Annotated in this window: 15 protein-coding genes; 10 read left to right on the forward strand and 5 right to left on the reverse strand. The window is 72.2% G+C overall.

The window, feature by feature from the left end; genetic code table 11:
* Positions 1–142: 142 nt before the first annotated feature.
* The 3 genes from EJC51_RS29880 (at position 143) to EJC51_RS29890 (ending at position 3,797) form a co-directional block, all read left to right on the forward strand.
* The gene (locus EJC51_RS29880; RefSeq protein WP_126273903.1) at positions 143–1,384 is read left to right on the forward strand and encodes a helix-turn-helix domain-containing protein; all 1,242 of its coding nucleotides are present in this window, start codon (positions 143–145) and stop codon (positions 1,382–1,384) included.
* A 350-nt stretch (positions 1,385–1,734) separates the two neighbouring features.
* Positions 1,735–2,724, forward strand: a complete 990-nt coding sequence (locus EJC51_RS29885) for a malate dehydrogenase (protein WP_126273904.1) — start codon at positions 1,735–1,737, stop codon at positions 2,722–2,724.
* 125 nt (positions 2,725–2,849) lie between these two features.
* Positions 2,850–3,797 (forward strand): hypothetical protein, encoded by a 948-nt coding sequence (locus tag EJC51_RS29890; RefSeq protein ID WP_126273905.1) that lies wholly within the window; start codon positions 2,850–2,852, stop codon positions 3,795–3,797.
* Here EJC51_RS29890 and EJC51_RS29895 read toward each other — a convergent pair.
* A complete protein-coding gene (locus EJC51_RS29895) occupies positions 3,775–5,178 on the reverse strand; it encodes an MFS transporter (protein WP_126273906.1) in 1,404 nt (467 codons plus the stop codon). The two genes, EJC51_RS29890 and EJC51_RS29895, sit on opposite strands and share 23 nt — an antisense overlap.
* Positions 5,179–5,271: 93 nt before the next feature.
* Between EJC51_RS29895 and EJC51_RS29900 the strand changes: the two genes are divergently transcribed.
* On the forward strand, positions 5,272–6,210 hold the full coding sequence (locus tag EJC51_RS29900; protein ID WP_126273907.1) for a LysR family transcriptional regulator: 939 nt from the start codon (positions 5,272–5,274) through the stop codon (positions 6,208–6,210).
* A 161-nt stretch (positions 6,211–6,371) separates the two neighbouring features.
* Here the strand turns inward: EJC51_RS29900 and EJC51_RS29905 are convergent, their stop codons facing one another.
* Both EJC51_RS29905 and EJC51_RS29910 read right to left on the reverse strand, forming a co-directional pair.
* Positions 6,372–7,253, reverse strand: coding sequence for a GNAT family N-acetyltransferase (locus EJC51_RS29905; protein ID WP_126273908.1), 882 nt, complete (start codon positions 7,251–7,253; stop codon positions 6,372–6,374).
* 16 nt (positions 7,254–7,269) lie between these two features.
* On the reverse strand, positions 7,270–8,241 hold the full coding sequence (locus EJC51_RS29910; protein ID WP_126273909.1) for a helix-turn-helix transcriptional regulator: 972 nt from the start codon (positions 8,239–8,241) through the stop codon (positions 7,270–7,272).
* Positions 8,242–8,384: 143 nt separating this feature from the next.
* Between EJC51_RS29910 and EJC51_RS29915 the strand changes: the two genes are divergently transcribed.
* A complete protein-coding gene (locus tag EJC51_RS29915; RefSeq protein ID WP_126273910.1) occupies positions 8,385–8,939 on the forward strand; it encodes a DinB family protein in 555 nt (184 codons plus the stop codon).
* 95 nt (positions 8,940–9,034) lie between these two features.
* Here the strand turns inward: EJC51_RS29915 and EJC51_RS29920 are convergent, their stop codons facing one another.
* Positions 9,035–9,781, reverse strand: a complete 747-nt coding sequence (locus EJC51_RS29920) for a LolA-like protein (RefSeq protein ID WP_126273911.1) — start codon at positions 9,779–9,781, stop codon at positions 9,035–9,037.
* Between the two features lie 264 nt (positions 9,782–10,045).
* Between EJC51_RS29920 and EJC51_RS29925 the strand changes: the two genes are divergently transcribed.
* The 5 genes from EJC51_RS29925 to EJC51_RS29945 all read left to right on the forward strand — a co-directional run bounded on the left by EJC51_RS29925 (position 10,046) and on the right by EJC51_RS29945 (position 17,133).
* On the forward strand, positions 10,046–11,545 hold the full coding sequence (locus tag EJC51_RS29925; protein ID WP_126273912.1) for an aldehyde dehydrogenase family protein: 1,500 nt from the start codon (positions 10,046–10,048) through the stop codon (positions 11,543–11,545).
* A gap of 114 nt (positions 11,546–11,659) precedes the next feature.
* Entirely contained in the window at positions 11,660–13,189 is a 1,530-nt protein-coding gene (locus EJC51_RS29930) for a GMC family oxidoreductase (RefSeq protein ID WP_126273913.1), read from the forward strand.
* Positions 13,189–14,244, forward strand: a complete 1,056-nt coding sequence (locus tag EJC51_RS29935) for a quaternary amine ABC transporter ATP-binding protein (RefSeq protein WP_126273914.1) — start codon at positions 13,189–13,191, stop codon at positions 14,242–14,244. The genes EJC51_RS29930 and EJC51_RS29935 overlap by 1 nt, the downstream gene beginning before the upstream one ends.
* The gene (locus EJC51_RS29940; protein ID WP_126273915.1) at positions 14,244–16,184 is read left to right on the forward strand and encodes an ABC transporter permease; all 1,941 of its coding nucleotides are present in this window, start codon (positions 14,244–14,246) and stop codon (positions 16,182–16,184) included. Before EJC51_RS29935 ends, EJC51_RS29940 begins: the two co-directional genes overlap by 1 nt.
* A gap of 1 nt (position 16,185) precedes the next feature.
* Positions 16,186–17,133 (forward strand): ABC transporter substrate-binding protein, encoded by a 948-nt coding sequence (locus tag EJC51_RS29945; protein WP_126273916.1) that lies wholly within the window; start codon positions 16,186–16,188, stop codon positions 17,131–17,133.
* An 18-nt stretch (positions 17,134–17,151) separates the two neighbouring features.
* On the opposite strand, the gene EJC51_RS29950 is transcribed toward EJC51_RS29945, so the two are convergent.
* Complete coding sequence (locus tag EJC51_RS29950; RefSeq protein ID WP_126273917.1) at positions 17,152–17,868, reverse strand: isocitrate lyase/PEP mutase family protein; 717 nt, start codon at positions 17,866–17,868, stop codon at positions 17,152–17,154.
* Positions 17,869–17,880: the final 12 nt, after the last annotated feature.

Genomic DNA, 17,880 nt, shown 5'->3' on the forward strand with positions numbered 1-17,880 from the left:
ACCCGTGCGCCCCCACCCCGGGAACTGAGATCCTTGTCGGGCGCATCCCTGTGGGTAGCCAGACGGGGACTCGGCAGAGGGCACCACGCACGGGGAAACGCAGCAAGAGCCAGCACGACCGGGGGGAAAGAGGGGGGAAGCAATGCCTCGTTGGAGGGCCTTGCCGGATGAACTGGATCCGCAGGTCAGGGAGTTCGCCAGCCAGCTGCGCCGGCTCGTGGACCGCAGCGGACTGAGCATCGCGGCGGTGGCCGACCGCACGGGCTACAGCAAGACGTCCTGGGAGCGTTATCTCAACGGCAGACTGCTCGCGCCCAAGGGTGCGATCGTCGCGCTGGCCGAGGTCACCGGCACCAATCCGATCCATCTGACCACGATGTGGGAGCTCGCCGAGCGCGCCTGGAGCCGCTCGGAGATGCGTCACGACATGACCATGGAGGCCATCCGGATCTCCCAGGCGCGCGCCGCGCTCGGGGAGTTCGGGGCGCCGCCCGCCACTGCCAAGGGCAGCAAGACGGCCCGCAGGGGCGGCAGCGCCACGGCGACGCCGGGGGTGGCCGGGCCCGCGGGCGTGGCACCGACGGTGCCGCCGCAGCCGGCCTCGCCGGAGGTACGGGATTCCCCGGGAGTGCCGGGCACTTCAGGCGGGCAGGGCTCGCGCGCAGAGTCTTCGCAGGGGAGCCGGGAGAGCGGCGTCAACTCCTGGGGGCTCGCCGGGTACGCCGGGCCCTCGTCGACGGGCGGACGCGCCCCCGGCGGGCCGGCCTGGTCACCGACCGCGCAGTCGCCGTACGGCGAATCACCGCAGACGGCGTACGGCGAACCCCCGCAGAGCCCGCGTCCGGCCGGCGCACCCGGCTCCGGTGCGCCCGGTTCCGGCGGGACCGGCGGCAAGCGGCGGCTGACGATGTTCCTCGCGGGGGTCGTCGGCGTGCTCGTCGTCATCGCCGCGGCGTACTTCCTCACCGACGGCGGCGGCGACAAGAAGAACGAGGGCGGCAAGGCCTCCCCGTCCCCGACCGCCTCCACGCCCGCGAACCTGCCCGCCGGCGTCAAGTGCAGCGGTGACTCCTGCACGGGCAAGGACGCGGAGAGCATGGGTTGCAGCGGCGACCTGGTGACCACCGCCAAGACCGCCACCGTCGGCACCACCGTCGTGGAGGTCCGCTACAGCAAGACGTGCGGTGCCGCGTGGGGCCGTATCACCGGGGGCGCGCAGGGTGACAAGGTCGCCGTGACCGTGGGCAAGGGCAAGCAGCAGACCGGCTCGATCACCACGGCGGGGGACACGATCGCGTACACCCCGATGGTGGCGGTGAAGGACGCGGGCGAGGCGAAGGCCTGCGCGACGCTGGCCGCCGGGACGAAGGGGTGCACCCCGTAGTCACCCGTGGCTGAAAAAGAATTCCGGGGCCGCAGGCATGGCCGGACGAATCGTGGGCACGCGAACCGTACCCCCACGGGAGTCCGGCCAAGTCGGTACCCCCACTACGGCGGCCGCCTCGTTCCACCTCTCCCGGACGGGCGGCCGTCGCTTCTTTGTACGGGGCGCCGGACCCTTTGTGGGGTGGGCCACAGGGACCCGGACGTCCGGCATCCCGGATGCGCGATAGCCTGACCGGTGGATCTCTTACCTGCCCATTTGCGGCTCCGCCGCGGGCGAGAGATCGATCATTTGTACGTCCGCACCCCAGGGCAAGGACGCCCACCGCCAGCTGTCATACGGAGAACGCCATGACCCGCACTCCCGTGAACGTCACCGTCACCGGCGCGGCCGGCCAGATCGGTTACGCCCTGCTCTTCCGCATCGCCTCCGGCCAGCTGCTCGGCGCGGACGTGCCGGTCAAGCTCCGCCTCCTGGAGATCACCCCGGCGCTCAAGGCCGCCGAGGGCACCGCCATGGAGCTCGACGACTGCGCCTTCCCGCTCCTTCAGGGCATCGACATCACGGACGACCCGAACGTCGCCTTCGACGGCGCCAACGTCGCCCTCCTCGTCGGCGCCCGCCCCCGCACCAAGGGCATGGAGCGCGGTGACCTCCTGGAGGCCAACGGCGGCATCTTCAAGCCGCAGGGCAAGGCCATCAACGACAACGCCGCGGACGACATCAAGGTCCTCGTCGTCGGCAACCCGGCCAACACCAACGCCCTGATCGCCCAGGCCGCCGCCCCGGACGTACCGGCCGAGCGCTTCACCGCGATGACCCGCCTCGACCACAACCGCGCGCTGACGCAGCTCGCGAAGAAGACGGGCTCCACGGTCGCCGACATCAAGCGCCTGACCATCTGGGGCAACCACTCCGCCACCCAGTACCCCGACATCTTCCACGCCACGGTCGGCGGCAAGAACGCCGCCGAGGTCGTGAGCGACGAGAAGTGGCTGGCCGAGGACTTCATCCCGACCGTCGCCAAGCGCGGCGCGGCGATCATCGAGGCGCGTGGCGCGTCCTCCGCGGCCTCCGCCGCCAACGCCGCCATCGACCACGTGTACACGTGGGTCAACGGCACGGCCGAGGGCGACTGGACCTCCATGGGCATCCCGTCGGACGGCTCCTACGGCGTCCCGGAGGGCCTGATCTCCTCCTTCCCGGTCACCACCAAGGACGGCCGGTACGAGATCGTCCAGGGCCTGGACATCAACGAGTTCTCCCGCACCCGCATCGACGCCTCCGTCGCCGAGCTGGCGGAGGAGCGCGAGGCGGTCCGCGCGCTCGGCCTCATCTGAGCCACGCGCTCCGCGTCACAAGCCTGCACGGGCCCTGTTCCGGTTTCATCCGGGGCGGGGCCCGCGCCCGTTTTCACCGCTACCGTCAAGAACGTTACCCGCCAAGGTGATTCGGGGGGTTCGCGATGAGCGGCTGGAACGGCGACGGCGGTGGCTACAGCTCGGGTTCCGACGAGCACGAGCCCAGCGAGGACAGAGGCCAGGCGGCCTGGGGCGCCCAGCAGGGGCCGCCCGGTGCGCTGCCGCCGTGGGCGGAGGCGGAGACGCAGACGTCGTATACACCGCCGTCGCACACGCCGCCGTGGGTCACACCCACGCCCCAGCCGCCACCGCAGCAGCCGTACGTCCAGCCGCCTCCGCCTTCGCCGCCGTCTCCTGGCCCGCGCCGCCTGCTGGTGATCCTCACCGCGATGGTCGTGCTGGGCTCGGGCGTCGGTGCCGGGGTGTGGTTCCTGACCCGTGACGGTGGGGTGGGCGCCCATGCCACACCGGGTCCGAGCGTGGTCGTCACGACGTCCACCCCGACGTCCGCCCCGACGCAGGCGGCCCCTTCGATCCCCCCTTCGATCACCCCGTCGGTCACTCCCCAGGAATCGCCTCCCGCGTCGCCGAGCACCGCCCCCGGCTACCGCCTCGCCGACGACCCCGTCGGCTACTCGATCGTCGTCCCCGAGGGCTGGACCCGCAGACAGAAGCAGGGCGAGAAGGCCCCGGTGGTCTTCTACGACGCCCCCGACGACGGCCGCCAGCTACAGATCTTCCGGCTGGCCGAGGACAGCCCGGCCGAGTCCCTGCACCAGGCCGAGAACGACCCCGGCTTCGGCTTCGCCCACCAGCCCGGCTACCAGGCCCTCGAACGCGACGAGGACTCCACCTGGTCGGAGCTCACCTACCGCTACGACGACGAGGACAAGGGCGCTCGGCAGGTGATCGACCATCGGTTCGAGGCGGCTGACGGCAGGTACTACGCGATCCGCGCCAGCGGCCCCGAGGATCTGTCCCCCGCCCAGGTCCGCGAACCGCTCAGCATGGCCCTGAGCTCGTTCTGCCCTACGGGACAGGAGTGTTCGTAGGGGTACGGGCCTCGGTCCGCCCGGTCACCGGGGCCTTCGCCCCGCGGTACTCCATGACGACCACCGCCGTCGCGGCCAGGACCAGGGCCGCCACCGTGCGCAGGGCCGGGCCCATGCCGTGGGCGAGGTCCGGGTGGTGGGCGAGGGCCGTGCCGGTGACCGCCACGCCCAGGGCAGCGCCGAGTTCGCGGGCCGAGGTGCCCAGGCCCGAGGCCAGGCCTGCCTGGTGGGGTGGCAGGGACGTGGCGGTGGTGAGGGTGAGCGCGGGCATGGACAGGCCCGTGCCGACCGAGATCACCAGGAGCCAGCAGGCGTAAAGGGGATAGGGCGTTCCCGCGTCCGCCGTGGACGCGCCCAGCAGGCCGAGGCCGATGAGCGCGAGGCCGCCGCCGATGACCGGGCGGGGGTGCGGCGCCCAGCGCGCCGCCAGCTTCGGCACCAGCGCCATGCCGACGATCAGCGGCACGATCGCGACGCCGGTGACGGCGGGACCGTACTCCTTCACGCCTTGCAGGTACTGCGAGTTGACGAAGAAGAGGGCGAAGAGGCCGAAGAAGCCGGTGGCCAGCCCCAGGGTGCCCGCGCGCAGCCGGGGGGACGCGACGAAGACGCGCGGGTCGATCAGGGGCCTGCGGGCGCGTCGGGCGTACGTCGTGAAGCCGGCCACCAGCAGGGCGCCCGTGGCGAAGACGCCGAGGATGCGCGGAGAGGCCCAGCCGTAGGTGGGGCCCTCGATGATGCCGAACAGGACCGCCAGCAGGCCCGCGGTGAGGAGCAGGGTGCCCGCCGGGTCGAGCGTGCTGTGCGGGGAGCGGGGTGTGCGCGGGGTGGTGACGGCGACGGCCGTCGCGAGGAGCGCGGCCAGCGGGACCATCGCCGCGAACAGGGCCCGCCAGCTGAGGAACTGGCCGGCCAGCCCGCCGCCGAGGTTGCCCAGCATGCCGCCGACACCGATCGCCAGCGTCCAGGAGGCCATCGCACGGGCCCGCCCCTCGGGGCCCGCGAGATGCAGCAGGATCGACATCGTCGCCGGGGTGATCAGCGCGGCGCCCGTCCCGCACGCCGCCCGGCCCGCGATCAGCAGCGCCGGGCCGGGGGCGAGGGCACTGGTGGCGGCGCCCGCGGCGAACAGGGCGAGACCGGCGAGGAGCGCGCCCTTGCGGCCGTACCGGTCGCCGAGCGCGCCCGCCGGGATGAGCAGGCCCGCGAAGGCGATGACGTAGGCGTCGACGGTCCACAGGATCTCGGTGTGCGAGGGATGCAGGGCGGACGAACTCAGCTGCGGGATGAGGAGGTTGACGGCCGCGACCATGCTCTGGGCGACCAGGACACAGGCGCAGACGGCGAGCAGGGTGGACCGTTTCAGGGCGTGCGAGGGCATGGCTCCTCCGGGGAGCGGGCGTTGGTCTGGGATGCGCTCTCACCGTAGGGTCGGAGGTGTCCTGCACTCCAGTGCAAGCTTTGCAAGGGATGGATGCGTGTGGCGCAATCCGGGAATCTGGATCTGAATCTGCTGGTCGCGCTCGATGCGCTGCTGGAGGAGCAGAGCGTGGGCGGCGCCGCCCGGCGGCTGCATCTGTCCGAGCCCGCCATGTCGCGCACCCTCGGCCGCATCCGCAAGGCGCTCGGTGACCCCGTGCTGGTGCGGGCCGGGCGGCAGATGGTGCCGACGCCGCGCGCGCTCGCCGTACGGGCCGAGGTGAGCGCGGTGGTGGAGCGGGCGCGGGCGTTGTTCGCGCCGGGGCGGGACACCGATCTGCGCACGGTGGAACGGACGTTCACCCTCCTCGGGCACGACGCGATCGCCGCCTCCCACGGCCCGGCCCTGTTCGCCCGGGCCGCCGCCGAGGCGCCCGGCATCCGCATCCGGTACCTCGGCGAGAGCCATGTCGACGCGCCGTTCCTGCGCGAGGGGACCGCCGACCTGGAGGTCGGGGTGGTGGACCAGACGCAGCCCGAGGTGCATGCGGAGACACTGCTGGAGGACCGTATGGTCGGCGTCGTACGGGCCGGACACCCTTTTCTGGAAGGGGAGTTGACGGCGGAGCGGTTCGCGACGGAGGCCGACCACCTGATCGTCTCCCGGCGGGGCAAGCTGCACGGTCCGATCGACGCCGCGCTCGCCGAACTCGGTCTGGAACGGCGGGTGGTGGGGTCGGTCGGGACCTATCCGTCGTCGCTGTTCGTCGTCCGCGACACCGACCTGGTCGGCCTGATCACCACCTGGGCCCGGCCCCTCGCCGACAGTCTGGGCCTGGTCACCTTCGACATCCCGCTGCACCTGCCGCCGCTGCGGCTGGGGTTGGCGTGGCATCCACGGCACGACGCCGATCCGGCCCATGCCTGGCTGCGCCGGACCGTACGGGAGTTGATGGCCGACTGGACGGCCGGGCGGGCGGAAGGAGGGGCATAGTCCGGAAGGGGGCTTCAGGGACAGCCCTAGCCCGGAAGGGGGCTTCAGGGACAGCCCTAGCCCGGAAGGGGGCTTCAGGGACAGCCCTAGTCCGGAAGGGGGCTTCAGGCATAGCCCTAGTCCGGAAGGGGGCTACAGGCACAGCCCTAGCCCGGAAGGGGCTACAGCCGTTTCTCGAACCAGTGGTCGGCGTAGACGTGGTCCACGTACGCCGGGATCTCCGTGTACCCGCACGCCCGGTACATCGCCTGCGCCTCGGTGAGGGTGGCGTGCGTGTCGAGGCGCAGGAGCGTGAGGCCGCGCGCGGCGGCCTCGGCTTCCAGCGCCGCGAGCAGCCGGCGGGCCAGGCCCAGGCGGCGGGCGTCCCGGTGCACCCACACGTGCCGGAGCTCGCCGACGCCCGGCTCCAGGCGGCGCAGCGCCCCGCAGCCGACCGGGCGGCCCTCCTCGTACGCCACGAAGAACGCGCCCGCCGTACCGGACACCTCCTCCGGGCCGACGAGGTCGGACTTGTCGAAGCCCTCGGGGAAGCGGGCGTCGATGTCGGCGGCGTAGGCGTCCAGGCAGGCGCGGGCGTCCGGGGCGGCGCCGTCGACGAGGGTGACGGTGATGGCCGCCAGGCGCAGCAGGCGCTGGGCGGTGGCCATGGCCGCGGTCAGCTCGGCGCGCTGGTCGGCGGTGAGGCCTTCGAGGAGGCCGGCGGCGAGGGCGTTCGCCCGCCGGTTCTGCTCTTTCAGCTCGGCCCGCCCGGCGGGGGTCGGTTCGACCATCCGCAGCCGGTTGTCGTCGGGGTGCGCGCTCAGCCGGACCAGGCCCTGCGCCTCCAGGGCCTTCGCCATCCGGCTCAGATAGCCGGCGTCCAGGCCGAGGCGGGTGCGCAGCTCGCGCAGGGAGGCCCCGTCCCCGATCTCGAACAGCAGCCGGGCCTCGCCGAGGGGGCGGTCCTGGCCGAGGTAGTGGTCGTCGAGGGCGCCGATCCGGCGGGTGAAGTAGCGGTTGAACCGACGGAGGCTGGTGACGTGGTCCGCTGACACTGGGTCCATAGTTCTTTGACTTTAGTCAAAGGTTTTCGGTTTGGGTAGGGTGCCCGGCCGCCGTCAGGAGCCTGCGTGCCAGCGCCTGCGCCGCATCCCGCAGCTCCCGCGGAGCCACGATCCGGAACGCGACCGGGAGCTCCGTGAGCTGCCGGACGTACCACTCCGGCTCATCCGTCGTCGCCAGCAGCCGGGTGGTGCGCGCGTCGAGCGGCTCGGCGCGGCCGAGGCTGCGCGGCAGCCACTGGGCGACGAGGTCGGCAGGGGCCTCGACGACGACCTCCACCTCGTACGACCAGCCGTCGGCGAGGTGCGCTTCGAGGGTGTCGAGCGGGTCTAGGCCCTCGGGCGGCGTGAACGTCCCCTCCAGGACGGTCACTTCGGCGATCCGGTCGACGCGCAGCACGCGGCGGGCCTCGGCGGTGTGCGACCAGCACAGCAGGTACCAGCGGCCGTGGCGGACGGCGACGGCCCACGGGTCGACCTCCATGGGGCGTACACCCTTCGCGCCCAGGTCGTAGGCGACGCGGAGCCGGTGCCGGTCGGTGGCTGCCTGGACGAGGGCGGCCGTGGTGGCGGGGTCGGGGGCGGTGGCTTCCGGGCCCTTGGTGCGCACCCTGCGGACCGCCTCCGCCGGGTGCGCGACCGGCGCGGGCAGCACCCGCACGATCTTGCCGAGCGCGCCGCCCACCGGGCCGGTCGGGTCGGCCGCGTCGTGATGGCCTTCCAGCACCGCCATGACCAGCGCCAACGCCTCCTCCGACGTGAACATCAGGGGCGGCACGCGCAGCCCGCGGCCGACGCGGTAGCCGCCGTAGGGCCCCCGCGTGGACTCCACGGGGATGCCGGCCTCGCGCAGGATGCCCACGTAGCGGCGGGCGGCGCGCTCGGAGACGCCGAGGTGGGCGGCGAGGCGGTCGGCGGTGATGCCGGGGCTGTTCTGGAGGAGTTCGAGGGTGCGCAGGGCGCGGGCGGTGGGGCTGTCGTCGTGGGGCATGGGGAGGTGCTTGTCCTGCCGGTCGGGGGGTCCGGGGGTGAGTTCCGGTCCGTGATGGTGCGGGCGGGTTCCCGGTGATTCCGGTCGTGGATCGTCGTGATTCCGGTCGTGGATCGTCCGGAATGGACCGTAGCGTGCTTCCCATGAGCGAGGAGATTCTTCTGGAGCCGCCCGTCGCGGGCAGCGAGGCCGACACGCTGATCGGGTCCCTGGAGCGGCAGCGCAGGACGTTCGCCTGGAAGTGCGAGGGGCTGGACGCGGCCGCGCTGCGCACCCGGCTCGCCCCCTCGGCGATCACGCTGGGCGGGCTGCTCAAGCATCTGGCACTGGTGGAGGCCGACTACTTCACCCTGCGGCTGCTGGGAGAGGACCCGGGCGCGCCCTGGAACACCGTGGACTGGGAGGCGGAGCCCGGCTGGGACTGGCGCTCGGCCGCGGAGGACACGCCCGAGCAGCTGTACGCGCTGTGGGGGGCCGCGGTGGCCCGCTCCCGGGCCAACGTCCGGAAGGTCCTCGCGGAGGGCGGGCTCGATCAGCTCGCCCACTACACCGGCCGGAACGGGGACTCGCCGAGCCTGCGCCGCATCCTCGCGGACCTGATCGAGGAGTACGCCCGCCATGTGGGGCAGGCCGATCTGATCCGGGAGTCGATCGACGGGCGGGTGGGGGAGGACCCGCCGGCCGGGTTCACTTACTGAGGGCCGGCGGCCGGGTTCACCTGCTGAGGGCCGCCGGCCGGGTTCACCTGCTGAGGGCCGGCGCCGGGTTCACCTGCTGGGGCCCTCGGCCTCCGTCAGGTGTTTTGCAGTTCCTCCTGAAGCTTCCCGACGTCCACCGACTCGTCCGCGGCGGGCGTGGCCGTCGGCACCGGCTCGTCGTAGTCCGTGAAGGTCAGCGTCAGGTCGGTACCGCCGCCGTGCTGGGTGGCCTTCACCAGCCGGTGCGGGGCGTCCGAAGTGACGTACAGGACCTCCTGTTTGCCGTCCTCCGTGCCCTTGAGCGGGATGACCTTCGTCCCGCCCACGGTCGTCTCGTCGCCCTTCGTCAGGGCCGTCGCGCCGCCCTCGTCGCCCGCGACCTCCTTCTGGAAGGAGGTCAGATCGCAGGTGTCGGCCATGCCCTTGAGCATGGCGTCGCCGGTGGAGCCGTGGATGTAGCGGTTCTTGAAGAGCTCGGCGACCGCGTCGCCCTGGCCGCCCGGCACCTGGGCCTTCCAGAAGTCGGCGTCCGGCTTCATCCACACCTCGTCACCCTGCTTGACGATCTCCACGCTGCCGCCGCGCGCCCCCATCTCCATCGAGCCCACGCAGTTGCCGTGCTGGTCGAGGGCGAGATCCATCGAGGTCGGCTGGGTGGTACTGGTCCGTGTGTCGGTGCTGCGGTCGGTCAGCTTCAGATGGACGGACTTCGCGTCGAGGAGGTTGTCCTTCGCCTGGTCGGCGAGTTGCTGCGCGGTCAGGTCGTCGCCGTCGTCCGCGGCGATGAAGACCGGTGAGAGCAGCAGCGCCGTCGCCACACAGGCGAGTGCTTTTCCTGCCATGCGTCACCTCCGGGGTGCGCAAGGGGGCGGCCGCTGTGGTGGCCGCTGTGCTGGTCGGTGTGATGGTCGCTGTGGTGGCCGCCACACGCGGACCCTTACTCAGCGTACGATTCGCCCTATTTGCCCGCATGTTCAGTGATGCGGAGCACTTTCCAGCCTCGATTGCGCATGCAATGCAAGGGCGAGGGCAGGCGGTGACGGTCCCGCTGGGTGACACCCGTGTGACTCAGGGGAATGGAACAGGAACGGAAGGCAACACCGATCATGGCCGGACAGCAGGCCCAGCAGACGATCCACGCGGGCGGCGAGTGGCGCGCAGCCCTCTCCGGCGCGACCCGCGACATCATCGACCCCGCGGACGCGCAGCCCTTCGCCGTCGTCGCCGAAGGGGACGAGAAGGACACCGACCTGGCCGTCGCCGCCGCCCGCCAGGCCTTCGACCACGGCGACTGGCCACGCACCCCGGTCGCCGAGCGCGCCGCCCTCCTCTACCGCGTCGCCGACCTCCTCATCCGCGACCGCGAACGGCTCGGCCTGCTGGAGAGCCGCGACGCGGGCAAGACGCTCGAAGAGGGCCGCGTCGACATCGACTGTGTCGCCGACGCCTTCCGCTACTTCGCCGGTCTCGTCGCCGCCGAGTCCGGCGGCCGGGTCGTCGACGCGGGCTCGCCCGACATCCACAGCGTCGTGGTGCACGAGCCGGTGGGGGTCTGCGCCCTCATCACCCCCTGGAACTACCCGCTCCTCCAGGCCAGTTGGAAGATCGCCCCGGCGCTCGCCGCGGGGAACACCTTCGTCGTCAAGCCCAGCGAGATCACCCCGCTGACGACCGTCGCCCTGATCGAGCTGCTGGTCGAGGCGGGTCTGCCGGCCGGGGTCGCCAACATCGTCACCGGGCCCGGCGCCTCGGTCGGCGCCCGGCTCGCCGAGCACCCCGACGTCGACCTCGTCTCCTTCACCGGCGGCCTGGTCAGCGGCACCAAGGTGGCGCGGGCCGCGGCCCCTTCGGTCAAGAAGGTCGCCCTGGAACTCGGCGGCAAGAACCCCAACGTCGTCTTCGCCGACGCCTGCGCCACCGAGGAGGGCTTCGACACCGCCGTCGACCAGGCCCTCAACGCGGCCTTCATCCACAGCGGCCAGGTCTGCTCGGCGGGAAGCCGCCTGATCGTCGAGGAGTCGGTGCGCGAGCGCTTCGTCGCCGAACTCGCCGCCCGGGCAGGCCGGATCAGGCTGGGCCGCGGCACCGACGACGGCGTCGAGTGCGGCCCGCTCGTCTCCGAGCAGCAGCGTGCCAAGGTCGAGGCGTACATCGCCTCGGCGCTGGCGGAGGGCGCGGTGCTGCGCACCGGCGGCAAGCGGCCGGAGGGGCTCGGCGAGGGGTACTTCTACGAGCCGACCGTCCTCGACGCCTGCCACCGCGAGATGAAGGTCGTCCGTGAGGAGGTCTTCGGCCCGGTCCTCACCGTCGAGACCTTCCGGACGGAGGACGAGGCGGTCCTCCTCGCCAACGACACCGAGTACGGCCTCGCCGGCGCCGTCTGGACCGCCGACGCGGGACGCGCCCGCCGCGTCGCCGGCCGGCTGCGGCACGGCACCGTCTGGATCAACGACTTCCACCCCTATCTCCCGCAGGCGGAGTGGGGCGGCTTCGGCAAGAGCGGGACGGGGCGTGAGCTGGGCCCCGCCGGGCTCGCCGAGTACCGCGAGAGCAAGCACATCTATCAGAACCTCGCGCCGAAGCCGGTCCGCTGGTTCGCAGGCTGAGCCCTCCGTCGTCCATGGGCCGACCCGCCCGGTCCGCAGGCCGACCCGCCCGTCGGCTCGCAGATTGCCCGTTCACGGGCCGGCCTCCACCCCGCACGCTTCAGGAGTACCCCCATGCCAGAGACCAATCATCTCTACGACTACGTCGTCATAGGCGGCGGCACCGCCGGTTCCGTCATCGCCTCCCGCCTCACCGAGAACCCCGACGTCACCGTCGCCGTCATCGAGGGCGGCCCCAGCGACGTCGACCGCGAGGACGTCCTCACCCTGCGCCGCTGGATGGGCCTCCTCGGCGGCGACCTCGACTACGACTACCCGACGGTGGAGCAGCCCCGCGGCAACTCCCACATCCGGCACAGCCGCGCCCGCGTCCTGGGCGGCTGCTCCTCGCACAACACCCTGATCTCCTTCAAGCCGCTGCCGTCCGACTGGGACGAGTGGGAGGCGAACGGCGCCAAGGGATGGGGCGCGGTGCCGATGGAGGCGTACTACGCGCGGCTGCTCAACAACATCGTCCCCGTCGACGAGAAGGACCGGAACGCCATCGCCCGCGACTTCGTCGACGCCGCGCAGAAGGCGACGGGCGTCCCGCGCGTCGAGGGCTTCAACCGCCGGCCCTTCGACGACGGCGTCGGCTTCTTCGACCTCGCCTACCACCCCGAGAACAACAAGCGGTCCTCGGCGTCCGTGGCGTATCTGCACCCGGTGATGGACCAGCGCCCCAACCTCACGATCCTGCTGGAGACCTGGGCGCACCGCCTCGACCTCGACGGCACCCGCGCCCGCGGCGTCCATGTCCGCGCCAAGGACGGCGAGGAGTTCGTCGTACGCGCCCGGAACGAGGTGCTGCTGTGCGCGGGCGCCGTCGACTCGCCCCGGCTGCTGCTGCACTCGGGTATCGGCCCCGCGCGCGACCTGGAGGCCCTCGGCATCCCCGTCGTCCACGACCTGCCGGGCGTCGGCGAGAACCTCCTCGACCACCCCGAGTCGGTCATCGTCTGGGAGACGAACGGCCCCATCCCGGAGAACTCCGCGATGGACTCCGACGCGGGCCTGTTCGTCCGCCGCGACCCCGAACACCCGGGCCCGGACCTGATGTTCCACTTCTACCAGGTCCCCTTCACCGACAACCCCGAGCGCCTGGGCTACGAACGCCCCCGGTACGGCGTCTCGATGACCCCCAACATCCCCAAGCCGAAGAGCCGCGGCCGCCTCTACCTGACCAGCGCCGACCCGTCGGTCAAACCGGCCCTGGACTTCCGCTACTTCACCGACGAGGACGACTACGACGCCCGCACCCTGGTCGACGGCATCCGCATCGCCCGTGAGATAGCGCGGACCGAGCCGCTGGCGGGCTGGCTCAAGCGCGAGGTGTGCCCGGGCCCGGAGGTCACCGGCGACGAGGAACTGAGCGAGTACGCCCGCAAGGTCGCCCACACCGTCTACCACCCGGCGGGCACCTGCCGCATGGGCGCCCTGGACGACGAACTCGCGGTGGTCGACCCCGAGTTGCGCATCCGTGGCCTGGAGGGCATCCGGATCGCCGACGCGTCGGTCTTCCCGACGATGACGGCCGTGAACCCGATGATCGGGGTGCTCATGGTCGGTGAGAAAGCCGTGGACCTGATCGGAGGCGGTGCCTGATGAGTGATGCTGTTCTCGCCGAGACCCCTGTCTTCTCTGTGAACGGGCTCTGGAAGGTCTTCGGTCCGAAGGCCGACCGGATCCCCGCCGATCCCGAACTCACCGCCCTCGACCCCGCCGACCTGCGCGCCCGCACCGGCTGCACCGCCGCCGTCCGGGACGTCTCCTTCGACGTCCGCAAGGGCGAGGTCTTCGTGGTGATGGGACTGTCCGGCTCGGGCAAGTCCACGCTGGTGCGCTGTCTGACCCGGCTCATCGAGCCGACGGCCGGCACCATCGCCATCGACGGCGAGGACGTCCGCGCCATGGACAAGCCCCGGCTGCGGGAACTGCGCCGCCACCGCGCCGCCATGGTCTTCCAGCACTTCGGCCTCCTCCCGCACCGCACGGTCCTCGACAACGTCGCCTACGGCCTGGAGATCCAGGGCATGGGCAAGGCCGAACGCCGGGCACGCGCGGCCGAGGTCGTCGCCAAGGTCGGCCTGGACGGCATGGAACAGCGCAGGCCCAGCCAGCTCTCCGGCGGCCAGCGCCAACGCGTGGGCCTCGCACGGGCGTTGGCGGTGGACCCGGAGGTCCTCCTCTTCGACGAGCCCTTCAGCGCGCTCGACCCGCTGATCCGCCGGGACATGCAGGAGGAGGTCGTCCGCCTGCACCGCGAGGAGGGCCGCACGATGGTCTTCATCACGCACGACCTGAGCGAGGCCCTGAAGCTGGGCGACCGCATCGCCCTGATGCGCGACGGCAAGGTGGTCCAACTGGGCACCCCGGAGGAGATCGTGGGCTCCCCGGCCGACGACTACGTCCGCGAGTTCGTCCGCGACGTACCGCGCGAGCAGGTCCTGACGGTCCGGACGGCGATGCGGACGCCCTCGGACGGGGACGCGGTCACCGGCCCGGCGGTGGCGCCGGACGCCACGGTCTCGGAGGCCATCGAGGCCGTGGCCCGCTCGGGCGAGCCGGCACGGGTCGTGGACGAGGGGCGGTGCGTCGGGGTGGTGGACGCCGACGGGCTGCTCGGGGTGGTGGCCGGCACGGCCAAGGAGGCGGTCTGATGGCTGCGATCACCGCGTTCTCCCCGCGGACCGTGCCCACCGTCCTCAAGCACCGCGCCGTCCACAAGCTCGGGCTGCTCGCCCTGGCCGCCGCCGTCCTCGTCCCGCTGGCGAACGCCCGCTGGGCCGGCGGCGCCTGGCCGGACGCCCTGACCGTCGACCTCACCAAGCCCCTCACCAACGCCAGCACCTGGATCGTCGACAACCGCGACACCCACCCCCTCTTCCTCTACTTCTTCGGCCACGTCAGCAACGCGATCGTGCTCTGCGTACGGGCCGTCTACCTGGTGCTGCTCGCGGCCGGCTGGGCCGGCGTGACCGCCCTGAGCGCCCTCGTGGCCTGGCGGGTCGCGGGCCTGCGCCTCGCCCTGGGCACGGTGGCCGCGTTCCTCACCTGCGGCTGGCTGGGCATGTGGGTGCCGACCATGCAGACCCTGGCCCTGATGGCCGTGGCCGTCGCCGCGTCCGTGGTCGTGGGCGCGCTGCTCGGGCTGGCCGGCGGTCTCTCCGACCGCCTGAACAGGGCCCTGCGTCCGGTCCTCGACACCATGCAGGTCCTCCCGGCCTACGCCTACCTCCTCCCGGTCGTCCTGGTCTTCGGCATGGGCGTCCCCGCCGCCGTCCTCGCCACGGTCGTCTACGCCGCCCCGCCCATGGCCCGCCTCACCGCGCTCGGCCTGCGCGGCGCCGACAAGGAGGTGCTGGAGGCGGTGCGGTCCCTGGGCGCGACCGCCCGCCAGGGCCTGCTGACGGCCCGTATCCCGCTGGCCCGCAAGGAACTCCTCCTCGGCCTCAACCAGACGATCATGATGGCCCTGTCGATGGCGGTCATCGCGTCGGTCATCGGCGCCGGCGGCCTCGGCGACCGCGTCTACCAGGCGCTCGCCTCCGTCGACGTCGGCGCGGCCCTCGCCGCCGGCATCCCGATCGTGCTGCTGGCCGTCGTCCTGGACCGGGTCACCGGGGCGGCGGGCAACGGCTCCCCGTCCGCGGAGCCGCGCCGCACGGGATGGCTGTACGCCCTCGTCGCCGCCCTCGCGATCGCCGTCGCCGGACGCCTCATGGGCCGCCTCGACTGGCCCGACGCCTGGACCGTGCGGATCGCCGAGCCCGTCAACCGCGCCGTCGACTGGATGACCGACCACCTCTACTCCGGCGTCCCCGTCGTCGGCGGCACCGCCGACTGGGCCGCCCACTTCACCACCTGGGTCCTCAACCCGCTCCGGGACGGACTGACCTGGCTGCCCTGGTGGTCGGTGCTGCTGGTGGTCGCCGCCCTGGCCTGGCTGATCGGCACCTGGCAGACCGCGCTCACCGCGGTCCTCGCCATGGCCGCGATCGGCGTCCTGGGCGTCTGGACGCCGGCCCTCGACACCCTCTCCCAGGTCCTCGCCGCCGTCGCCGTCACCCTGGTCATCGGCTTCGCGACCGGCATCGCCGCGGCCCGCAGCGACCGCCTCGAACGGGCCCTGCGCCCCGTCCTGGACGTCTTCCAGACGATGCCGCAGTTCGTCTATCTCATCCCGGTCGTCGCCCTGTTCGGCGTCGGCCGTGCCCCCGCCGTCGCCGCGGCCGTCGTCTACGCGCTGCCCGCCGTCGTCCGCATCACCACCCAGGGACTGCGCCAGGTCGACGCGGCGGCGATGGAGTCCTCCGACTCCCTCGGCGCCACGAGCTGGCAGCAGCTGCGCCAGGTCCAACTCCCGCTCGCCCGCCCGGCGTTGCTGCTCGCCGTCAACCAGGGCGTGGTCCTGGTCCTCGCCGTCGTCATCATCGGCGGCCTGGTCGGCGGTGGCGCCCTCGGCTACGACGTCGTCTTCGGCCTCGCCCAGGGCGACCTCGCGACCGGTCTGGTGGCCGGTGCCGCGATCGTCTGCCTCGGCCTGATGCTCGACCGGGTGACCCAGCCGACGGAACGCCGTACGAAGAAGGGAGCGTGACATGCGCGTACGTACCACCGCTGCCGTGGCCTCACTGGTGCTCCTGACCGGCTGCGGCGCCGCCGACATGACCAAACAGGCCTCGCCGTTCGCCAACGCCCAGGGCTCGAAGACGGTGACCCTCTCCGTCCAGTCCTGGGTCGGCGCCCAGGCCAACGTGGCCGTCGCCCAGTACCTCCTGGAGCACGAGCTCGGCTACCGCGTCGACACCGTGCAGGTCGACGAGGTCCCCGCCTGGGACGCGCTCAGCCAGGGCCGGGTCGACGCGATCCTGGAGGACTGGGGCCACCCCGAACAGGAACAGCGCTACGTCGACGACAAGAAGACCATCACGCGCGGCGGCGAACTCGGCGTGACCGGGCACATCGGCTGGTACGTCCCCACGTACTTCGCCAAGCAGCACCCGGACGTCACCAACTGGAAGAACCTCGACAAGTACGCCGACCTCATGCGCACCGCGGAGAGCGGCGGCAAGGGCCAGCTCATGGACGGCTCCCCGTCGTACGTCACCAACGACAAGGCGCTCGTGGCGAACCTGGACCTGGACTACCAGGTCGTCTTCGCCGGCTCCGAGGCCGCCCAGATCACCCAGATCAGGCAGTTCGCCAAGGAGAAGAAGCCCTTCCTCACCTACTGGTACGCGCCGCAGTGGCTGTTCAAGAAGGTCCCCATGACCGAGGTGAAGCTCCCCGCCTACAAGGAGGGCTGCGACGCCGACCCGGCGAAGGTCGCCTGCGCCTATCCGCACACCCCGCTGGAGAAGTACCTCAACTCCGACTTCGCCCGCTCCGGCGGGAAGGCAGCGGCCTTCCTGAAGAAGTTCCGGTGGACGACCGAGGACCAGAACGAGGTCGCCCTGATGATCGCCGACCAGAAGCTGACGCCGGAGCAGGCGGCGAAGAAGTGGGTCGAGGGCCATGAGTCGACGTGGCGGACGTGGCTGTCCTGACCCCTCCTGGCTGCTGGATCAGCCCATTTCCTGGACGAGCTCATGGAGGATCGCGGCCGCCCGCCGCTGCAACCCCGGCCCGAACGTGACCCGCGTGGCCCCGAGTTCGCCGAGTTCGGCGGGCGAGGGGCCCGTGCCGACCTTCGCGAACACGTTCACCGGCCCGTGGATCCCGGACCGCAGCAGCGGCAGTACATCCGCCGGGGCGGTGATCGGATACACGCAGTCGGCGCCCGCTGCCGTGTACAACGCGGCCCGCTCGATGGCCTGTTCGGGATCGCCGTCGCCGTGCAGGAAGGTGTCGATACGGGCGTTGACGAAGAGCTCGCCCCCGGCCGCGTAGCGCACCTCGGCGAGCCACTCGGCATGCTGGTGCGGGTCCTTGAGGACACCCCCGTTGGAGTCCTCAAGGTTGCAGCCCACGGCACCCGCCTCCAGCAGCCGCTCGACCAGCTCCTTGGGAGCCAGCCCGTACCCGTCCTCGACGTCCGCCGACACCGGTACGTCCACGGCCCGGGTGATCCGCGTGACCGCCGCGAACATCTCGTCGGCCGGGGTCTGCCCGTCCTCATGGCCCAGCGAGGCGGCGACCCCCGCGCTGGGCGTCGCGAGCGCCGGGTAGCCGGCCTCGGCGAACACCCGGGCGCTGGCGGCGTCCCACGGCCCCGGGAGCACGAGCGGATCGTCGGCGGCCCGGCGCCGATGGAGCCGACGGAAGATCTCGACCTTGCTCATGACGGGTGCCCC

This window comes from Streptomyces aquilus (assembly GCF_003955715.1).
GTDB classification, from domain to species: domain Bacteria; phylum Actinomycetota; class Actinomycetes; order Streptomycetales; family Streptomycetaceae; genus Streptomyces; species Streptomyces aquilus.

Coding starts and splice junctions, on each gene's coding strand:
- EJC51_RS29880 (WP_126273903.1), top strand. CDS start 143: ATGCCTCGTTGGAGGGCCTTGCCGGATGAACTGGATCCGCAGGTCAGG.
- EJC51_RS29885 (WP_126273904.1), top strand. CDS start 1,735: ATGACCCGCACTCCCGTGAACGTCACCGTCACCGGCGCGGCCGGCCAG.
- EJC51_RS29890 (WP_126273905.1), top strand. CDS start 2,850: ATGAGCGGCTGGAACGGCGACGGCGGTGGCTACAGCTCGGGTTCCGAC.
- EJC51_RS29895 (WP_126273906.1), bottom strand. CDS start 5,178: ATGCCCTCGCACGCCCTGAAACGGTCCACCCTGCTCGCCGTCTGCGCC.
- EJC51_RS29900 (WP_126273907.1), top strand. CDS start 5,272: ATGCGTGTGGCGCAATCCGGGAATCTGGATCTGAATCTGCTGGTCGCG.
- EJC51_RS29905 (WP_126273908.1), bottom strand. CDS start 7,253: ATGGACCCAGTGTCAGCGGACCACGTCACCAGCCTCCGTCGGTTCAAC.
- EJC51_RS29910 (WP_126273909.1), bottom strand. CDS start 8,241: ATGCCCCACGACGACAGCCCCACCGCCCGCGCCCTGCGCACCCTCGAA.
- EJC51_RS29915 (WP_126273910.1), top strand. CDS start 8,385: ATGAGCGAGGAGATTCTTCTGGAGCCGCCCGTCGCGGGCAGCGAGGCC.
- EJC51_RS29920 (WP_126273911.1), bottom strand. CDS start 9,781: ATGGCAGGAAAAGCACTCGCCTGTGTGGCGACGGCGCTGCTGCTCTCA.
- EJC51_RS29925 (WP_126273912.1), top strand. CDS start 10,046: ATGGCCGGACAGCAGGCCCAGCAGACGATCCACGCGGGCGGCGAGTGG.
- EJC51_RS29930 (WP_126273913.1), top strand. CDS start 11,660: ATGCCAGAGACCAATCATCTCTACGACTACGTCGTCATAGGCGGCGGC.
- EJC51_RS29935 (WP_126273914.1), top strand. CDS start 13,189: ATGAGTGATGCTGTTCTCGCCGAGACCCCTGTCTTCTCTGTGAACGGG.
- EJC51_RS29940 (WP_126273915.1), top strand. CDS start 14,244: ATGGCTGCGATCACCGCGTTCTCCCCGCGGACCGTGCCCACCGTCCTC.
- EJC51_RS29945 (WP_126273916.1), top strand. CDS start 16,186: ATGCGCGTACGTACCACCGCTGCCGTGGCCTCACTGGTGCTCCTGACC.
- EJC51_RS29950 (WP_126273917.1), bottom strand. CDS start 17,868: ATGAGCAAGGTCGAGATCTTCCGTCGGCTCCATCGGCGCCGGGCCGCC.